The organism is Picosynechococcus sp. PCC 7003 (genome assembly GCF_001693255.1).
Taxonomy (GTDB): domain Bacteria; phylum Cyanobacteriota; class Cyanobacteriia; order Cyanobacteriales; family MRBY01; genus MRBY01.
In genome coordinates, this window is the sequence record NZ_CP016474.1 from 126398 (window position 1) to 142404 (window position 16007).

The following is a 16007-nucleotide window of genomic DNA, read 5'->3' on the forward strand; positions in this document are numbered from 1 at the left end:
TTCCTTAATATCCAAAATATGAAAAAGGAGCGACCTGAGTCACTCCCTTTATTTCCCTAATTATTTTTATTTTGGCAATCAGTGGATTAAGCCCAATTTTTTAGCGCAGTACGGGATTTTTCATGGATTCTTCCATTGCCATTTGGGGAAGCCCTTGGGATTTCGTGTAGTGGGTTGAGTACAACAGAGCGCCGATGAAAATACCACCGCCAATGATGTTACCGATCGTCACAGGCAAGAAATCCCAGAAGACCATATCCATACCAGAGATCGGTGCGCCGAGAACCATACCAGTCAAGATAAAGAACATATTAACGACGATGTGCTCCAGACCAAGGGTGACAAACGCGAAGATCGGGAACCAACAGCCCATAAACTTACCAGGGACAGACTTGCTCACCATACCCATCATCACGGCCAGGCAAACCAGGAAGTTACAAAAAATGCCACGGACGATAAAAAGGAAGAAACCATTGGTGCCCATTTCCTTGACGGCCACAGTTTTGGAGAGGGCAATTTCCATGATTTTTTCGCCCACAGGACTCGGGTCAGCCGTGCCACCATTGGTGAGGGAGAAACCCATCAGTAGTGCAACAAACAAACAGCCTAAAAAGTTGCCGATATAAACCCAAAGCCAGTTATTTAGAGCTTTGCCAAACCTCACTCGCCCAGCCAACATTGCCGATGTCATCAAAGCGAAGTTTCCGGTCACCAATTCCATCCCAAAAAGCACGATGGAGGCAAATCCCCAAGGGAAGAGGAGCGCTCCGAGGAAGGGTAAACCACTTTGCACAGCGACGGTAACAGCGAGAGTTGTGGCAACACCAAGAGCCAAACCAGAGTAGAAGCCACGGATGAGCAGATCTTTGACGGAAAGCCGTGCTTTTGTTTCGCCTGCTTTGATACTGGCATCTACTAGTTCTTTGGGGATTACGTAGTCCATTATTTTCTCCTAATTTAAAACCGATTGGGAAACAAAAGGGTGATTGGTTTTTATCGCGTTAATGCGCTTTGAGATTGACTTTTAAACCACAGGTAAATTGTTCATCAAGAACTTAATTTTACTTTTTGTGAATTTAATTGCAAAAGTTTAGCTCTAGATTTTTATTCTGCTTTGATATTGATCTAAAAAAAACTCTTGAACTACGTCAAGGCAGAATATCATAGCATTTTTGAGCAATTTGCCCAAAAGGCAATTCTCTTAAAAGAAATCATCTTCCAGTCACAATTAAAGCTCTACTTTTTTGCAGGTAGCAACAAAATATGGCGCATTTATATTGCTTAGAAGGAGATGATCAAGGTGTGATTTGCAGTGGCTTTTGCAAAGACAGTAATAATCCTTGATAAAAGATAAATTGATTTACAAAAAATCTTCTTTTAAAGAGATTTTTTACATTCAACAGTTCATAAGTTAAACAAGGAAATCCTGAAAATTTGTAACCGAAGCTACGATTTTTGATGGCACTTGAGCTCTATGCATGAATTGAATTACGTTTTTACATGAAAAACACCCAAGCAGGCATGATTGCAGCCATGGGTGTATTGAAATGGGGGGGATTAAGGCTAGCTGGGCTTAGGTTTGAATGATTTGACCTTCTGAATCTAAAGGGGGATAGGGTAATTGGCGATCGCGGTAATGGGCAACAAGTTCGGGGTAGCCCCACTCAAAGACTTTCTGACGGTAGAACTCTGGATCGAGGCGGGGTTGGTCATAAAACCCGGCCTGGAGGCGTTGACGTTGCGCTTCAAAGAGAATCACCGCTGCAGCCACGGAAACATTGAGGGACTGCACCATCCCTAGCATCGGAATAATAATGTGACCATCCACCCGCTCGGCTGCTGTGTCACTGACCCCCCACCGTTCGGCACCCATCAAAATTGCCGTGGGTTGCGTATAGTCAATGGTGCGATAATCAACGGCGCGATCGCTTAAATGGGCCGCATAGATCTTGAAGTTTTGCTGGTGGAGCTGATCGATGGCCGTGGTGATATCAGGGTGACGGTTTAAATCAACCCATTTTTCACTACCTTGGGCCACCTGGGAATAAGTATCGAGGACATCACCATCTGCGACCCGATTCATACCATGGACAGCCATCACCCCTACTGCATCACAGGTGCGAATAATCGCAGAAATATTGTGGGGTTTGTGGACATCCTCCATGAGGACAGTGAGGTCGGGTTGACGACGGTTTAGGGTTTCGCAAATGCGTTGATATCTTCTCGATAGCACAATCTTATTTTTTAGCTAACAGCACAGGATCCAGATTTTAGGTGATTTAGGAGAGATTGTCTTCCCAATTTTCCCCGTCAAAAAATATAATCTCAAAGACATCTAATAGATTTTCATCTAAACAGCGCAGATTCACATCGATACTATCGGGATGGGAGCGGGGGATATAAAAAGAATGGACGCCACAACGCCGACAAAAAAGGTGAGTTGCTTGGTGGGTATTAAAGTGGTGAGCCGTTAGTAGATCTTTTCCTTGGTGTAAATGGAAATCTACCTGGGAAACAAGGATATGGAGAAATCCTTTTTTGCGACAAATGGAACAGTTGCAGTCAAGGGCTTTAACGTTTCTCAGAATGACTTGGAAGCGAACACCGCCACAATGACAGCCACCCCCATAGCGTTTCGGTTCAGAAAAATCAGACATTGTGAAACCTTTAAATAACAAAACTTGTGGCTTCCCCCTGGGCCGCTTTCCAACTGCGGGCGTCGTAATATAAATCAGCAAGGGTAATGTTATAAAGGGCTTCTTGGAGTTTTTGGTGGAGTCGTTGCCAGAGACTAAAGGTCACCCAATCTTCGGCTTGGTCGGGATGGGGTTCATGGTGGGGTAGCGGTTCAATGGTTTCACCGATGGCCTGGAGAATTTGACCTAGGGAAATATCTTCGGGTTTCGATAGTAATTGATATCCCCCTTGGGCACCCCGGACTGAGCGAAGAATTCCGGCTCGACGCATCTCAATCAACAGCTTCTCAAGGTATGGGGCTGGGAGGTTTTGGCGTTTGGCGATCGCCTTTACGGAGGTGGGGCCATAACCGGGTTGTAAACTAATATCAAGTAAAGCTTTAACGCTGTAATGACCTCTGGTGGTTAGCTTCATGGCTACCTTTTTTGAAAAAATTTTGGCATGTTAGGAAAGAATGCGATTATTTTTGCCAAAAAAAATCGTCTTAACCTCTATTTTAAGGGAGAATAATGTAAGATAAACGTGAGAAACAGCTAATTTAAAAGTTTAAGGTGCGCAGCGAAGTGAAAATTAATTCGCAGGCTTCATCCCATAACTCTCATTTATCGTCATTCATTCGTAATAAGTAAATGGCTACAAAGAAAAAGATTGAAACATTGACCGGTGATGCACTGCTCGCGAAAGTGAAGGAGCTTGAAACCCACAGTAAAGAAGAAAAAGCTAGAGCTTGCGGCTATTACACGATCACCAAGAATGGGGTTGAACGTGTCAATATGATGAAGTTCTATAACGCCCTCATCGAAGCAGAAGGGGTGCAGTTAGATAGCAATACAAACGCCCAGGGCCGGGGTGGTCGTGCTGCCACCTATCGTATTAGTGTCCAGTCCAATGGGAATCTTTTGATTGGGTCTGCCTACACAAAAAAGATGGGTCTTCAGCCTGGTGATGAATTTGAAATTTCTTTAGGTCGCAAGCACATTCATCTCAAACAACTAGGTGCTGATGATGAGGCTTAAATTTTCCTAAGAATTAATCCGTACAAATCGGTATTGCGATCGCCATTATGGGGGTCGTTTTTTATTTTGTATAGTGATTACCATTGACTAGGGTGATGTTGCTGGAAGCGTTGGCTCAGGTGTTGCCATTCCCGTTGCCCTAGCATTACCGGCGGAAAAAGATCACTCGACAGGCCAACGGCGATCGCCCCGGCTTGGATCAATTCGGGGCCATTAGTCAGGGTGACGCCCCCGGTGGGAATCAGAGGAATTTGAGGGAAAGGCGCTTGGAGACAACGGATAAAACTAGCGCCACCGACGGCTTTAATGGGAAAGACCTTGACGCCATCACTACCCCAACGCCAAGCTTGATAGATTTCGCTGGGAGTCATCGCTCCAAGAACCATGGGAATATCTTGGTGGTGGGCAATTTTAATCAGAGCCTGGTCACTGTGGGGGCTAAAGGCAAAGGTTGCGCCACTGGCGATCGCCTCTTTTAATTCCGTAGAGGTGAGGATTGTGCCCGTGCCAATAATTGTCTGGGGAAACTTTTCCCGTAGGGTAGTAATGATGCGGCCGGCTTGGTCACTATTCCAGGTAATTTCGATGAGTTGCAATCCCCCAGCAATGGCGGTTTCAGCCATAGTTATGCCCTGTTGCCAATCCGTAGCCCGAATGACGGCGATCGCCCGGTGTTCTTGGAGTTGTGCAAACCAGCGTTGTTGGAGGGGGGTCATTGCAAATTTGGACAAATGGTCGATGGGGGCTGGGGCTGATCAGAAAAATCTTGCCAACCAGACAGAATACCTTGTAATTCCCCCTTTAGGATCGTCAGGGCAGCCATTTGCTGATTAATTTCTTGGAGTTGCGCTTCTAATAATTCTTTAATCACCCCACAGGGCAAAGTTCCTTGGTCGCGCACCGATAGGATTTTGCCAATGTCTTCGAGGCTTAAACCGAGGGACTGGGCCCGTTTAATAAAGGCTAACCGAGCAAACACTGCCGCCGAAAAGAGTCGATAACCCTTTGGCGATCGCCCCATCACCGTGGTCAACAAACCCAGATCTGCATAGTAGCGAATCGTCTTTACCGGTAAACCGCTCTGCTGGGCCACGGTCCCAATTTTGAGGCCATAATCTGCCGTTGCCATTAGCGTTGTCTTTCGTTCATCAACTGGGGAAGCGGGACATTCACTTCTGTGGGGGGTAAATAACGACGTGGTAAAACCCGGTTGAGATCCCGTTGATCGCGGCGAATGCGAGACCAACGAATGGCGATCGCCCCTAATACAAATCCCAAACCGATGGTAAATAGACCCCAATGCTCATCGACGCCCCCAATCACCACCTCAATTAAACCCATCACAATCAAGAAGCTAGACACTGGCTCCTTACGATATAAACGCTTAACAGTTCGTCGATTGAAACGGGCCATAGAATTTTCCAGGGAAATTTTCCACAGGGGCTGAAAAATAATGAATAACGATCACCTTTAGCTTAACAAATTGGCGCTTCTCCTTGGTTCGAGGGACGATCCTAAATTGCAGTCTAGGCCAGGCAAGCTTGGATTTTTGCCTTAAGATACATTTTGATTCTGCGCCCCAGTATTCCCCATGAAACTTTCAACTAAGTTCCTGACGCCATATCTGTTTTTGTTACCGGCCCTTGCCATTTTGGGCTTAGCGGTAGCCCTCCCGGCCCTCCAAGCGTTTTACCTCAGTTTTACCGAGTATCAATATGATCTGACCCAAACCCCCCGCTGGATCGGGTTTAAAAATTTTGCTCTGCTGTTCCAGGATGATTTGTTTTGGAAAACCTTGGGTAATACGGTGTTGTACTTAATTGGAGTCGTGCCGATCTTGGTAAGTTTTTCCTTAGCCTTGGCCATTTTGGTGAACCAGAGTCTCCGGGGGATTACTTGGTTTCGGGCAGCCTTTTATACGCCAGTGATCGTTTCTCTGGTGGTGGCGGGAATTGCCTGGCGCGCCTTGTATGCGTCCAATGGTTTTTTTAATCAACTCCTGAAACAAGTCGGTTTAGGGGACGGAATTCCTTGGCTCACGGATCCGAAACTCGCCCTCTGGAGTGTGATGTTGGTGACCATTTGGAAAGGACTGGGCTATTACATGGTGATCTATCTGGCCGGATTGCAGGCGATTTCCCCGGAACTGTATGAAGCAGCTTCCTTGGACGGTTCGGACGGCTGGCGCAAACATCTAGATATTACGGTGCCCTTGATGCGTCCCTATATTTTGCTGGTATCGGTGATTTCGGCAATTTCGGCAACGAAGGTTTTCGAAGAAATTTATGTAATGACCCAGGGGGGACCGTTAAACGCTTCAAAAACGGTGGTCTATTATCTCTATGAGCAGGCGTTTCAAAATCTGGAGATTAGCTATGCTTGCACCATTGGGCTGGTGTTGTTCCTGGTAATTTTTGTTCTCTCCATTTTTAACCTTTATCTGTCTCGCCAAACAAACCAGGGGTTTTAAACCAAATCCCTTCAAACTTTTGCTCCTAACCCCGTTTGAGCTTACCTTTGATGCGCTGCCAAAAAATTTCTAGTTCTGGTAGTTTCAACAAACTCGCGAGGCCAAAGAAAATGGCTAAGGAAAAGGCGATCGCCACGAATAATTCCAAGCCCTGCACATAGAGGTTTTGGCCGAAACTCAAGGATTCTACCCCCAGAGAAATTCCCCAGCTCACAAATCCAGCGGCGATCGCTGCCCCCGTTAGGCCCAGTAAATTCAAGCCCCATTCCCCCAAGGGCAATCCGCCCAGGCGGCGATTTAAGATTCCAAGCATCATAATGATCGAAAAGACATTGACCCCAATCGTCGCAAAGACCAAACCCGGCGTCTGGAACTGATTCACCAAAATAAAATCTAAAAACGCATTCAAAAAGATATTAAAAACACTAATCCGTGACGGCGTGACTCCATCTCCCAAGCCATAGAAAACCCGCACCAACACATCCCGCCCCAGGTAGAAAAACATCCCCATCCCATAGGCCATCAAAACCGGGGCGACAATGGCCGTCGCTTCCGCCGCAAAGGCATTGTATTCATAAATAATCCGGATAATCGTCCGCGCCTGGGACACAAAAATTGCACTCAGGGGCAACATCGAAAGGGCCGTGAGCAACAAACCCTGGCGGATACGGATCTTTAACTCATCCCAATTTTCTGGGGCCGCCAACCGCGAAAACACAGGCAACAACGGTACCAAAATCATGTTGGAAATAATCCCCAGGGGCGTGAGGACGATGAAATTGGCGTAGCGCATCGCCGCCGCCGCACTCTCAATGTAGGAGGCAAAATACATATCGGTATAAACATTGATATGCAGCATCCCCGAAGACAAGGTGGCAGGCAACATTACCCGCATCACATCTTTTACCCCTGGAATATTCAGATCCAACCGGGGCCGCAGGGTACCTAAGCCCGATTTCCACTGGGCAAACACCTGGGCGAGCCACTGCCAAACCGCACCAACGAGGGTCGTTCCCGCTAGGACAATACAACCCAACTGCATATATTCGGGGGCGCTGGCCTGTTCTCCTAAAATCCAGATTAAGCTGCCGACCCCAATCACCACACTGAGGCTTGAAAATAACGGGCTAATCCCTGGTAGCCAATATTGATCTGAAGCATTTAATACCCCAAAACCAATACCAATGAGACCCGCAAAAACCGCCAACGGGGCCATAATTTGCAACTGCAAAATCGCTAGCTCCCGCACGGTTCCCTCTAAACCTGGGGCCACCAAGTCAATGAAAAATCCCGCAAAGACCACCAGCAGAATGGTGATCAACAGGAGTCCTCCCGTCACCAGGGTAGAAACCGTTTCAACGAGGGGCGCCGCATCTTTTTGATCCCGCTTGGCCAAGATACTCACCAGGGCACTGTGGAACGGCCCGTTGATTCCCCCCAACAAAATGAGCAAAAAGCCCGGGATAATGTAGGCATAGGCATAGGCGTCGACCACTGGCCCCACCCCAAACGCCCGGGCGATCGCCTGCTCTCGCACTAGACCGAATACCTTACTAATCAGGGTGGCGATCGCCACAACCCCCGCAATACCAGCCAGCGAACGAGACTTTCGAGGAGAATCAGTCACAATCTTTAGGAATTAAAAAAACACAATAAAAAGCAAAAAGCTTTCCCATTCTCACCGAGAATGCCTTCTTTGAGAATCACTTGCGGCCCCATCTACCAGAGAAGGCCAATTTTCTGGTAGCTTACTATAAACAATAAAAACTTTAGGATTTTCAAAACCCTATTTGGCATCCTAAGCCCATAAACCCCATTTGCTTGCTGTCTTGGGAGAATTTTAAAAAATGACTATTTTATTCCAACTTGCCCTTGCTGCCCTCGTGGCCCTCTCGTTCTTGATGGTAATTGGCGTCCCCGTTGCCTATGCCTCCCCTACCAACTGGGAACAGTCCAAATCCTTGATTTTTGTCGGCTCCATTGCTTGGACTGTGCTGGTCATTGCCGTCGGCGTCCTGAATTTTTTCGTGATTTAACCAAGCACATTTTTATGTCTGGCGATCAGGACGATCCTGATCTTCCCCAAGGTGCAATCCCCTGCGTTGGCAACTTCAACGTGATTGCACCTTAATTTTTTTATTGATTGCACCCTTTACACCTTTTCTCTACAAATCCACTATGGCTACCTTTGAAGGAACCTATAACGACAACACCCAAGCACTCAAATTGGCGATCGTCATTGGTCGTTTTAATGACCTTGTAACGAGCAAGCTCCTCGCAGGCTGCCAAGATTGTCTTCGTCGCCATGGGGTCGATACCGATCCAGAAGGGACACAGATTGATTACATTTGGGTGCCCGGCTGCTTTGAAATTTCCCTAGTTGCCAAAAAACTGGCCGATTCCGGTAAATACAATGCCATCATTTGCCTCGGGGCGGTAATTCGTGGCGATACCCCCCACTTTGATTACGTTGCGGCTGAAGTATCTAAGGGCGTTGCGGCGGCGGCGTTCCAAACGGGAGTGCCTGTTATTTTTGGCGTCCTCACCACAGACACCATGCAGCAAGCCCTCGAACGGGCCGGGATTAAGAATAACCTCGGCTGGGGCTACGCTCTCAGTGCCCTAGAAATGGCGAGTCTCATGGGGAAAATTTAAGCCTTTGTGCCACCGTCAACAGTGGGTCAAAAAAAATCACCGAGACCCTTGACATCTTTGTTTTTTCTTGGCATAGTTGTATACATGCTCAGCACGCAAGCGGGTATAGCTCAGTGGTAGAGCGTCACCTTGCCAAGGTGAATGTCGCGCGTTCGAATCGCGTTACCCGCTTAATTGAAAAACTAATCAAACAATAAAATAACCTCATCGTTGGTCTGTTGAAATCGCCACGATTTGCTATAGACTGTCTGGAATATTCAAGCGCATTTATTGAACTGGCCCAGAATCAAGGATTACGATGGACCATAGTGCTTAGTTTAAGCCATGCTTAGAGGATTTCGGCGTGTTTAATTTTGTCAGAAAGTCAGTGTCCCAACCCCTAGAAGACAACACCAACCAATTACAGAGTGGGTCACAACCTGGGACTAGCTCTGAACATGATTTACAAAGTGTTGAAATGAAAGCTATGGACGAGGGAGAATTAACACAAACTGCTGTAGATAAAGACTCATCGCCACAAAAGCCGAAACGAAGCTCGAAAAGACGACGTTGGCGGCTTTGGCTGTTGGCAGGACTCGTACTTGGGGTTGGCAGTGGCGGCGTTCTCATGTACCGAGGCTGGCAAGAACTAGAGGCACTGGTACCGGAAAATGTTGATGAAATCTTAATTTATACTCGTCCTGGCACCTTAACGATTCAAGCAGCAGACGGCAGCGTCATTGAAGAGGTTGGGCCGGTTTCCCATGACAGAGTCAAAATTTGGGCTGTTCCGACGACTTTAACAGAGGCATTTATTGCCAGTGAAGATCGACGCTTCTATGAGCATTTTGGGGTGGATTTGCAAGGGGTAGCCCGGGCTGCCTACATGAACTTTCGGGTGGGGAGAGTCGTAGAAGGGGGCAGCAGTATTACGCAGCAAGTGGCGCGGATTGTCTTTTTGAATCAGGACATGACTTTGGCGCGTAAGGTCAAGGAAATGCGCTTGGCAACGAAATTAGAAGAGCAGTTCTCCAAGGAGCAGATCCTAGAAAGTTATCTAAATTTGGTTTATTTGGGCTCTGGGGCCTATGGTGTCTCGGATGCGGCTTGGGTTTATTTTGGTAAAAGTTTAGACGAGTTGACCCTAGGAGAAACGGCGATGCTTGCGGGTTTAGCCCCAGCCCCTAGTTTATATTCGCCGTTTGTGAATCTCCAGGCGGCGACAGTGCGGCGGGATCAGGTGCTAGAGCGGATGTGGGAAGAGGGTTATATTTCCCAAACGGAGTATGAAGCGGCGATCGCCACCCCCATTGAAACGAATCGGCAAACGCCCCAACGCCTGCTGCGCAAATACCCCTATTTTGCTGATTATGTGAAGGCAGAACTAAAGCAATATCTTTCGCCGGAACAACTGGAAATGGGCAGTTTTGTCATTGAAACGACCTTGAATCCCCAGTGGCAGGAGTGGTCAGAGGCCGCTGTGGCCAAGGGGATTACGAATTACGGGCGCTACCAACGCTTTGAACAGGCTGCAATGGTGAGCATCGACCCCCGCAGTGGCCAGATTAAAACGATGGTCGGGGGTTTAGATTTTGAAAATAATCAATATAACCGCGTCACCCAAGCCCAACGGCAACCGGGTTCGACGTTTAAAATGTTTGTCTACGCGGCGGCGATCGCCTCTGGAATGTCTCCAAGTACAGCCTACGTCGATCAAGAATTTAGCATTGACGGTTATCGTCCGAAAAATGCATCAGGAACATTCAGTAACCAGGCTATTCCTCTGACAACAGCCTTAACCCAATCAGTGAATACCGTTGCCCTAAATCTCATGCTTGATGTGGGTTGGGATCCCGTGATTAGCCTCGCCCACCGCATGGGTATTGAGTCGGAGATGCAGCCAACCTATTCCCTTGCTCTAGGTGCTTGGGAAGTTAATCTATTGGAACTGACTTCCGCCTATGGCACCCTAGCTAATCGGGGAGTTCATCAGCCGGTGTATGGGATTAGTCGAATCCTTGATCGCAATGGCAAAGTTATTTACCAAGCAAAGCAAAAACCGATCCAAGCCATTGATCCTGATAGTGCTGCCATCATGACCTATATGCTAAGAAATGTCGTCAGTAGTGGCACAGGCAGCCAAGCCAATATTGGTCGTCCTGTTGCGGGCAAGACGGGAACCACTGACAGATCAAGGGATCTGTGGTTCATTGGTTATATCCCCCAAATGGTGACAGGGGTTTGGCTCGGCAATGATGATAATAAACCCACCTGGGGGGCGAGTAGTACGGCAGCACGCCTATGGGGTGATGCAATGCGCCAGATTGCTGCTTCCATGGCAGTAGAGGATTTTCCCCCATTACCTAATTTAAATAATCGCGTGGGTTCTATTGCCGCAGAACCCATTCAAGGGGGCGCGAAAAAAACAAAGGCGATCGCCACCGAAAGCAGCAAAAAACCTACGGCTGCATCTGGAAACACAACAAGCCAAGCTTCCTCCCCAAGCACTGAAAATCGGAAACAACCAACAAGCACGACAACTGCTACAGGTACAACTACGACCAATACGGCAACAACTGAGACAATCACCAAGAAAGCCGTTGCTAATAACGACAAAATTCAACCCACAGCACCAGCCTTTGACTTTAGTAATCCAGGAGATACTGTGCCTCCTTTAGCACCATTGCCCAGTAATAATCGACCGGCGGCACCAACCGCAACACCACCGAGCCCGCCTGCGGCCCCAAGACCAGCACCTACGAATGTCGAGGTGCCGGCTCCCCCTGTTATTCAGAAGAAGGAAGCGACTCCCTAGGTATTGTGCTCACCAAAGTAATATCCTTTCCCGTAAATGGTGTGGATTAAGGGGCGATCACCTTTCGCTTCCACCTTACGCCGTAGCAAGCGCACCAGGGCCGCCAGCACATTACTACTGGGAGATTCATCGCCATCTAGCCAGAGATGTTGGTAAATTTGATCGTGGGTCAGGAGTTGGGCTGGGTGCTCCATAAAATAGCTCAGGAGTTGTAACTCCCGATCCGAGAGGCGGATGGCCCGGCCCGCACGGTAGGCCATTTGATTAGCCACATCGAGTTCGAGATCGGCAATTTTTAAACGATTAGGTGGCTCTCCCCCCGGCGATCGCCTTAATAAAGCCCGCACCCGGGCCAGTAGCTCCCGTAACTCAAAGGGCTTGACTAAATAATCATCAGCTCCGGCATCTAGACCAGAGACCCGGTCATCCACCGTATCCTTGGCTGTTAGAAATAAAATAGGTGTTGTGCGCCCCAGCGATCGCACCCGTTGGCAAATTTCAACCCCTGAATATTGCGGCAACATCCAATCCAAAATCAGCAGATCATACTCCTGATCACAGGCCAGTTCTAGCCCCTGTTGGCCAGTTTCTGCCAATTCAACGGTATGTCCTTCCCGCTGTAGCACTTGGCTGAGGGCTTCCCGTAATTCCCGTTCATCGTCCACCAACAAAATGCGCATGGTCATGTCCAAAACACCTTGATTTCCATTATTCCTGAAGAAGGAAACCTAACCCAAGGCGATCGCCGACCATTTTCTCAATAAAAAAGGGAGCAGCTTAAACCCACTCCCAATCAATGCTCATTATTCTTACTGTTACTGTTACGATTACTGGGGAGATTTACCTTGTTTCATCACCAGAGTCAGAAAGAGATGAACTACTCCAGCCTAAGAGGCATGGAGTTTCCGACGCTTCATCGCTCCTAGTTGCCTCATGCTTCCGCAATCGGTAGAGCTAGGCAGCTCTGCGTCTAAAGAGGCCAGTTCCTGACCCCTTGCCCAGGCTAAATTAACCTAAGCTGCATTGATTCTCTTTAAGTGATCAATGTGGCTACTGTCATAGCATATTATTTCCACACTGGTTGGTGATTCCGCTTTGCTACATCACCGCGCTATCCTTCCCTACCCTAATACCCTAAAGAGAGATAGGGACTGCCGCGCTAAAGTTCAAATCAAAATCACCGTTTAAACCGAAGATAAAGCATGAGATTCCTGTTGTAAAAGGGTAATCAGTTGCTCATCTCCCTGGGCTTGGGCCGTGCGGATCCGCCGTTCCAAACTGCGACGCATATTTTCCAGGTGCACGCGCCGGGCGTCTTGACCCATTAACTTAGAGAGCTGTGGCACCCGTACCGGACAAGCTGCGGCTGCCGCTTCCTGTTGCTGTTGGGCTGTTGCTTTAACCACAGGTTGCTGAATCGCGTAGGTGCCGCCCCGATAATGGAGAAGTACGGACTCGACATCTGGACGATCAACTGTTTGTGTTACACAGTGTCGCCGCACCACTTGTCCACGATAACGACCTAAAATATCTCCTTCCGTCACTTCTAAGGTTGCGGGAAGAGAATCATAGGAAACACCACGATATGTTAATTTCATAGAAATTTCCTCACTGTGTTTTAAAACATTTGCTGTAACCATTGTTACATTGCATCCTGAATTTTCTCGAAAAAATCAGGAAAACTTAAGGATTCTTCCTGGATGTGTAAACAATAAAAAAGGAGCTTGCAAGCTCCTCTTGGCATTTTATGTTTAATCAAAGTTAGGGTTGCTGACAGGCAATGGATCGGTCAGTATCAACCAGGCTGTTTTGCCAATTCCAAAGGTTTCGCAGCTTTACTGACGGCCACTTTACCTTCTTCATTGATGTCAACGATCGCCGTATCGCCAGAACCAACGCGGCCAGAAAGAATTTCCTCAGCGAGGACATCTTCTAACAGGCGCATAATTGCTCGACGTAACGGACGGGCACCATAGGATGGGTTGTAGCCTTCTTCCACGAGCCGCTCTTTAAACTTGTCGGTGACTTGCAACTCAATTTCCTGTTCAGTAAGGCGCTTAAAGACATCCTTAAGGAGAATTTCGGAGATTTCTTTAACCTCTTCTTTGTTGAGCTGACGGAAGACAATAATTTCATCAAGACGGTTGAGGAACTCTGGGCGGAAGTATTGCTTCAGTTCTTCGTTGACCAGAGAGCGAATCCGGTTGTACTGGGATTCTGCTGCATCTTCGCCGAATTCAAAGCCGAGGCCACCGCCACCTTTTTCAATCACCTTAGAGCCAATGTTGGAGGTCAAAATAATCAAGGTATTCTTAAAGTCTACTGTGCGCCCTTTCGCGTCAGTTAAACGACCATCCTCAAGGATTTGCAGCAGCATGTTGAAGATGTCAGGGTGCGCCTTTTCGATTTCGTCAAAGAGAATCACGGTATACGGACGACGGCGGACTGCTTCTGTTAACTGACCGCCTTCGTTGTAGCCGACATAGCCGGGAGGGGAACCGATCAATTTAGAAACGGTATGCCGCTCCATGAATTCAGACATATCCAAACGGATCATGGCATCTTCAGAACCGAAGAAGTAGGCGGCGAGGGCTTTGGTTAACTCGGTTTTACCAACTCCAGTGGGGCCAGAGAAGACAAAGCTGGCGATGGGACGGTTGGGGTTTTTCAAGCCAACGCGGGCCCGACGAATGGCGCGGGATACTGCTTTAACGGCATCCTCTTGACCAATGAGCCGCTGGTGCAGGGTATCTTCCATGTTGAGCAGTTTGGTGGATTCGCTCTCGGTGAGTTTGTTGAGCGGTACTCCAGTCCAAGACGCAACGATGTGGGCGATTTCTTCGGCATCAACAACGGCATCGATATCGCTGTTTTTCTCTTTTTGGCTGGCGGCGATCGCCCGAATTTCGGTCTTGATTTCCATTTCGCGATCACGCAGTTCACCCGCCTTGTCAAAGTCTTGGGAACGAACCGCTTCATCCTTTTGCTTCAGGACATCGCGCAATTCTTTGTCTAGTTCCTTCGCTTCGGGGGGCAGTTGAGAATTGATTAACCGGACACGGGAACCCGCTTCGTCGATCAAGTCAATGGCTTTGTCGGGCAAGAAGCGATCGCTAATATAACGGTCTGCCAATTTTGCGGCTGCATCAAGGGCTTCATCAAGGATTTTGAGCTTGTGGTGCTGTTCATAGCGTTCCCGCAGCCCAAAGAGAATCTCGATGGTTTCTTCGACGGAAGGTTCCCCGACCATCACAGGCTGGAAACGCCGTTCTAGGGCTGCATCCCGTTCAATGTGTTTACGATATTCGTCGAGGGTGGTCGCACCGATACATTGCAACTCGCCACGGGCAAGGGCTGGTTTGAGGATGTTTGCTGCATCGATCGCCCCTTCCGCAGCACCTGCACCAATCAGGGTATGGACTTCATCAATCACCAGGATCACATTCCCAGCTTGACGAATCTCATCCATGATTTTTTTGAGGCGTTCTTCAAATTCACCCCGGTATTTCGTGCCAGCGACGAGTAACCCAATATCGAGAGTAACAACGCGCTTTTCTTCGAGGATATCGGGCACATCCCCATTGGAAATTCTTTGGGCAAGACCTTCGGCGATCGCCGTTTTACCGACCCCTGGTTCACCAATTAGCACCGGATTGTTTTTCGTGCGGCGACCGAGAATTTGAATCACTCGTTCAATTTCATTTTGGCGACCAACTACGGGATCAAGCTTGCCATCCTTGGCTAGTTGGGTCAGATTCGAGCCAAACTCATCAAGAGTCGGGGTCTTATTACTCCGAGAGGAACCGCCACCCGCTGCGACTTCTGCGGTCTCACCGAGCATCCGGATCACCTGGGTGCGTACCTTGGAGAGGTCAACCCCTAAATTTTCGAGGACTCTGGCAGCAACTCCTTCCCCTTCACGGATTAAGCCTAGTAACAAATGCTCCGTGCCAATATAGTTATGACCCAATTGGCGAGCCTCTTCGAGGGAGAGTTCTAAAACCCGTTTTGCCCTGGGAGTGAACGGAATTTCAACGGCCACAAAGCCGGAACCCCGCCCGATGATTTTCTCTACCTCAATGCGGGCATCCTTGAGATTAACTCCCATAGACCGGAGTACCTTAGCGGCAACGCCAGTCCCCTCACCAATGAGACCGAGGAGGATTTGCTCCGTACCAACGAAGTTGTGACCAAGGCGACGCGCTTCCTCTTGGGCAAGCATAATCACCTTAATAGCTTTTTCTGTGAAGCGTTCAAACATGACCTGTTTTTTACCTGCTGCTAGTCCCTATGTAGAGTTGATTCTAGCACAGGGGAAATTTTTGGTTGATGCCTAGAACAATTGATTCTGATACGGTTTCTCCCCCTTGGCAAG

16 protein-coding genes and 1 tRNA gene are annotated in these 16007 nt (G+C 48.2%); 6 read left to right on the top strand and 11 right to left on the bottom strand.

What is annotated here, in order from left to right:
* Nucleotides 1-100: 100 nt before the first annotated feature.
* The 4 genes from AWQ21_RS00625 to AWQ21_RS00640 form a co-directional block, all read right to left on the bottom strand.
* The gene (locus AWQ21_RS00625; RefSeq protein WP_065712877.1) at nucleotides 101-943 is read right to left on the bottom strand and encodes a formate/nitrite transporter family protein; all 843 of its coding nucleotides are present in this window, start codon (nucleotides 941-943) and stop codon (nucleotides 101-103) included.
* Between the two features lie 630 nt (nucleotides 944-1573).
* Complete coding sequence (trmH, locus tag AWQ21_RS00630; protein WP_065712878.1) at nucleotides 1574-2233, bottom strand: tRNA (guanosine(18)-2'-O)-methyltransferase TrmH; 660 nt, start codon at nucleotides 2231-2233, stop codon at nucleotides 1574-1576.
* A 46-nt stretch (nucleotides 2234-2279) separates the two neighbouring features.
* Nucleotides 2280-2657 carry a GFA family protein gene (locus tag AWQ21_RS00635; protein WP_065712879.1) on the bottom strand — a complete coding sequence of 126 codons (378 nt, stop codon included), beginning with the start codon at nucleotides 2655-2657 and terminating at the stop codon, nucleotides 2280-2282.
* A 10-nt stretch (nucleotides 2658-2667) separates the two neighbouring features.
* Nucleotides 2668-3111: an Rrf2 family transcriptional regulator gene (locus AWQ21_RS00640; RefSeq protein ID WP_012305767.1), complete on the bottom strand. Its 444-nt coding sequence runs from the start codon at nucleotides 3109-3111 to the stop codon at nucleotides 2668-2670.
* A gap of 215 nt (nucleotides 3112-3326) precedes the next feature.
* Here AWQ21_RS00640 and AWQ21_RS00645 point away from each other — a divergent pair, with 215 nt between their 5' ends.
* Entirely contained in the window at nucleotides 3327-3713 is a 387-nt protein-coding gene (locus tag AWQ21_RS00645) for an AbrB family transcriptional regulator (RefSeq protein ID WP_065712880.1), read from the top strand.
* Between the two features lie 77 nt (nucleotides 3714-3790).
* On the opposite strand, the gene AWQ21_RS00650 is transcribed toward AWQ21_RS00645, so the two are convergent.
* The 3 genes from AWQ21_RS00650 to AWQ21_RS00660 are packed head-to-tail and all read right to left on the bottom strand — an operon-like array spanning nucleotide 3791 to nucleotide 5126.
* Complete coding sequence (locus AWQ21_RS00650) at nucleotides 3791-4429, bottom strand: bifunctional 4-hydroxy-2-oxoglutarate aldolase/2-dehydro-3-deoxy-phosphogluconate aldolase (protein ID WP_065712881.1); 639 nt, start codon at nucleotides 4427-4429, stop codon at nucleotides 3791-3793.
* Nucleotides 4426-4842, bottom strand: a complete 417-nt coding sequence (locus AWQ21_RS00655; protein ID WP_065712882.1) for a heavy metal-responsive transcriptional regulator — start codon at nucleotides 4840-4842, stop codon at nucleotides 4426-4428. Before AWQ21_RS00655 ends, AWQ21_RS00650 begins: the two co-directional genes overlap by 4 nt.
* Nucleotides 4842-5126, bottom strand: a complete 285-nt coding sequence (locus AWQ21_RS00660; protein ID WP_012305771.1) for a hypothetical protein — start codon at nucleotides 5124-5126, stop codon at nucleotides 4842-4844. Before AWQ21_RS00660 ends, AWQ21_RS00655 begins: the two co-directional genes overlap by 1 nt.
* Before the next feature lie 178 nt (nucleotides 5127-5304).
* Here AWQ21_RS00660 and AWQ21_RS00665 point away from each other — a divergent pair, with 178 nt between their 5' ends.
* On the top strand, nucleotides 5305-6183 hold the full coding sequence (locus AWQ21_RS00665; RefSeq protein WP_065712883.1) for a carbohydrate ABC transporter permease: 879 nt from the start codon (nucleotides 5305-5307) through the stop codon (nucleotides 6181-6183).
* A 25-nt stretch (nucleotides 6184-6208) separates the two neighbouring features.
* Here AWQ21_RS00665 and murJ read toward each other — a convergent pair whose 3' ends face one another.
* On the bottom strand, nucleotides 6209-7810 hold the full coding sequence (gene murJ, locus AWQ21_RS00670; protein WP_065712884.1) for a murein biosynthesis integral membrane protein MurJ: 1602 nt from the start codon (nucleotides 7808-7810) through the stop codon (nucleotides 6209-6211).
* 220 nt (nucleotides 7811-8030) lie between these two features.
* Here murJ and psbZ point away from each other — a divergent pair, with 220 nt between their 5' ends.
* The 4 genes from psbZ (at nucleotide 8031) to AWQ21_RS00690 (ending at nucleotide 11632) form a co-directional block, all read left to right on the top strand.
* The gene (psbZ, locus tag AWQ21_RS00675) at nucleotides 8031-8219 is read left to right on the top strand and encodes a photosystem II reaction center protein PsbZ (protein ID WP_012305774.1); all 189 of its coding nucleotides are present in this window, start codon (nucleotides 8031-8033) and stop codon (nucleotides 8217-8219) included.
* A gap of 142 nt (nucleotides 8220-8361) precedes the next feature.
* Complete coding sequence (gene ribH, locus AWQ21_RS00680; protein ID WP_065712885.1) at nucleotides 8362-8838, top strand: 6,7-dimethyl-8-ribityllumazine synthase; 477 nt, start codon at nucleotides 8362-8364, stop codon at nucleotides 8836-8838.
* A gap of 99 nt (nucleotides 8839-8937) precedes the next feature.
* Nucleotides 8938-9009, top strand: a tRNA-Gly gene (locus tag AWQ21_RS00685).
* Nucleotides 9010-9205: 196 nt separating this feature from the next.
* Nucleotides 9206-11632 (top strand): transglycosylase domain-containing protein, encoded by a 2427-nt coding sequence (locus AWQ21_RS00690; protein ID WP_232315013.1) that lies wholly within the window; start codon nucleotides 9206-9208, stop codon nucleotides 11630-11632.
* Here the strand turns inward: AWQ21_RS00690 and rppA are convergent.
* The 3 genes from rppA to AWQ21_RS00705 form a co-directional block, all read right to left on the bottom strand.
* Entirely contained in the window at nucleotides 11629-12312 is a 684-nt protein-coding gene (gene rppA, locus AWQ21_RS00695; RefSeq protein WP_065715142.1) for a two-component system response regulator RppA, read from the bottom strand. The two genes, AWQ21_RS00690 and rppA, sit on opposite strands and share 4 nt — an antisense overlap.
* Before the next feature lie 504 nt (nucleotides 12313-12816).
* On the bottom strand, nucleotides 12817-13230 hold the full coding sequence (locus AWQ21_RS00700) for a DUF4278 domain-containing protein (RefSeq protein ID WP_065715143.1): 414 nt from the start codon (nucleotides 13228-13230) through the stop codon (nucleotides 12817-12819).
* Between the two features lie 197 nt (nucleotides 13231-13427).
* Nucleotides 13428-15893, bottom strand: a complete 2466-nt coding sequence (locus AWQ21_RS00705; RefSeq protein WP_012305779.1) for an ATP-dependent Clp protease ATP-binding subunit — start codon at nucleotides 15891-15893, stop codon at nucleotides 13428-13430.
* Between the last annotated feature and the right edge of the window lie 114 nt (nucleotides 15894-16007).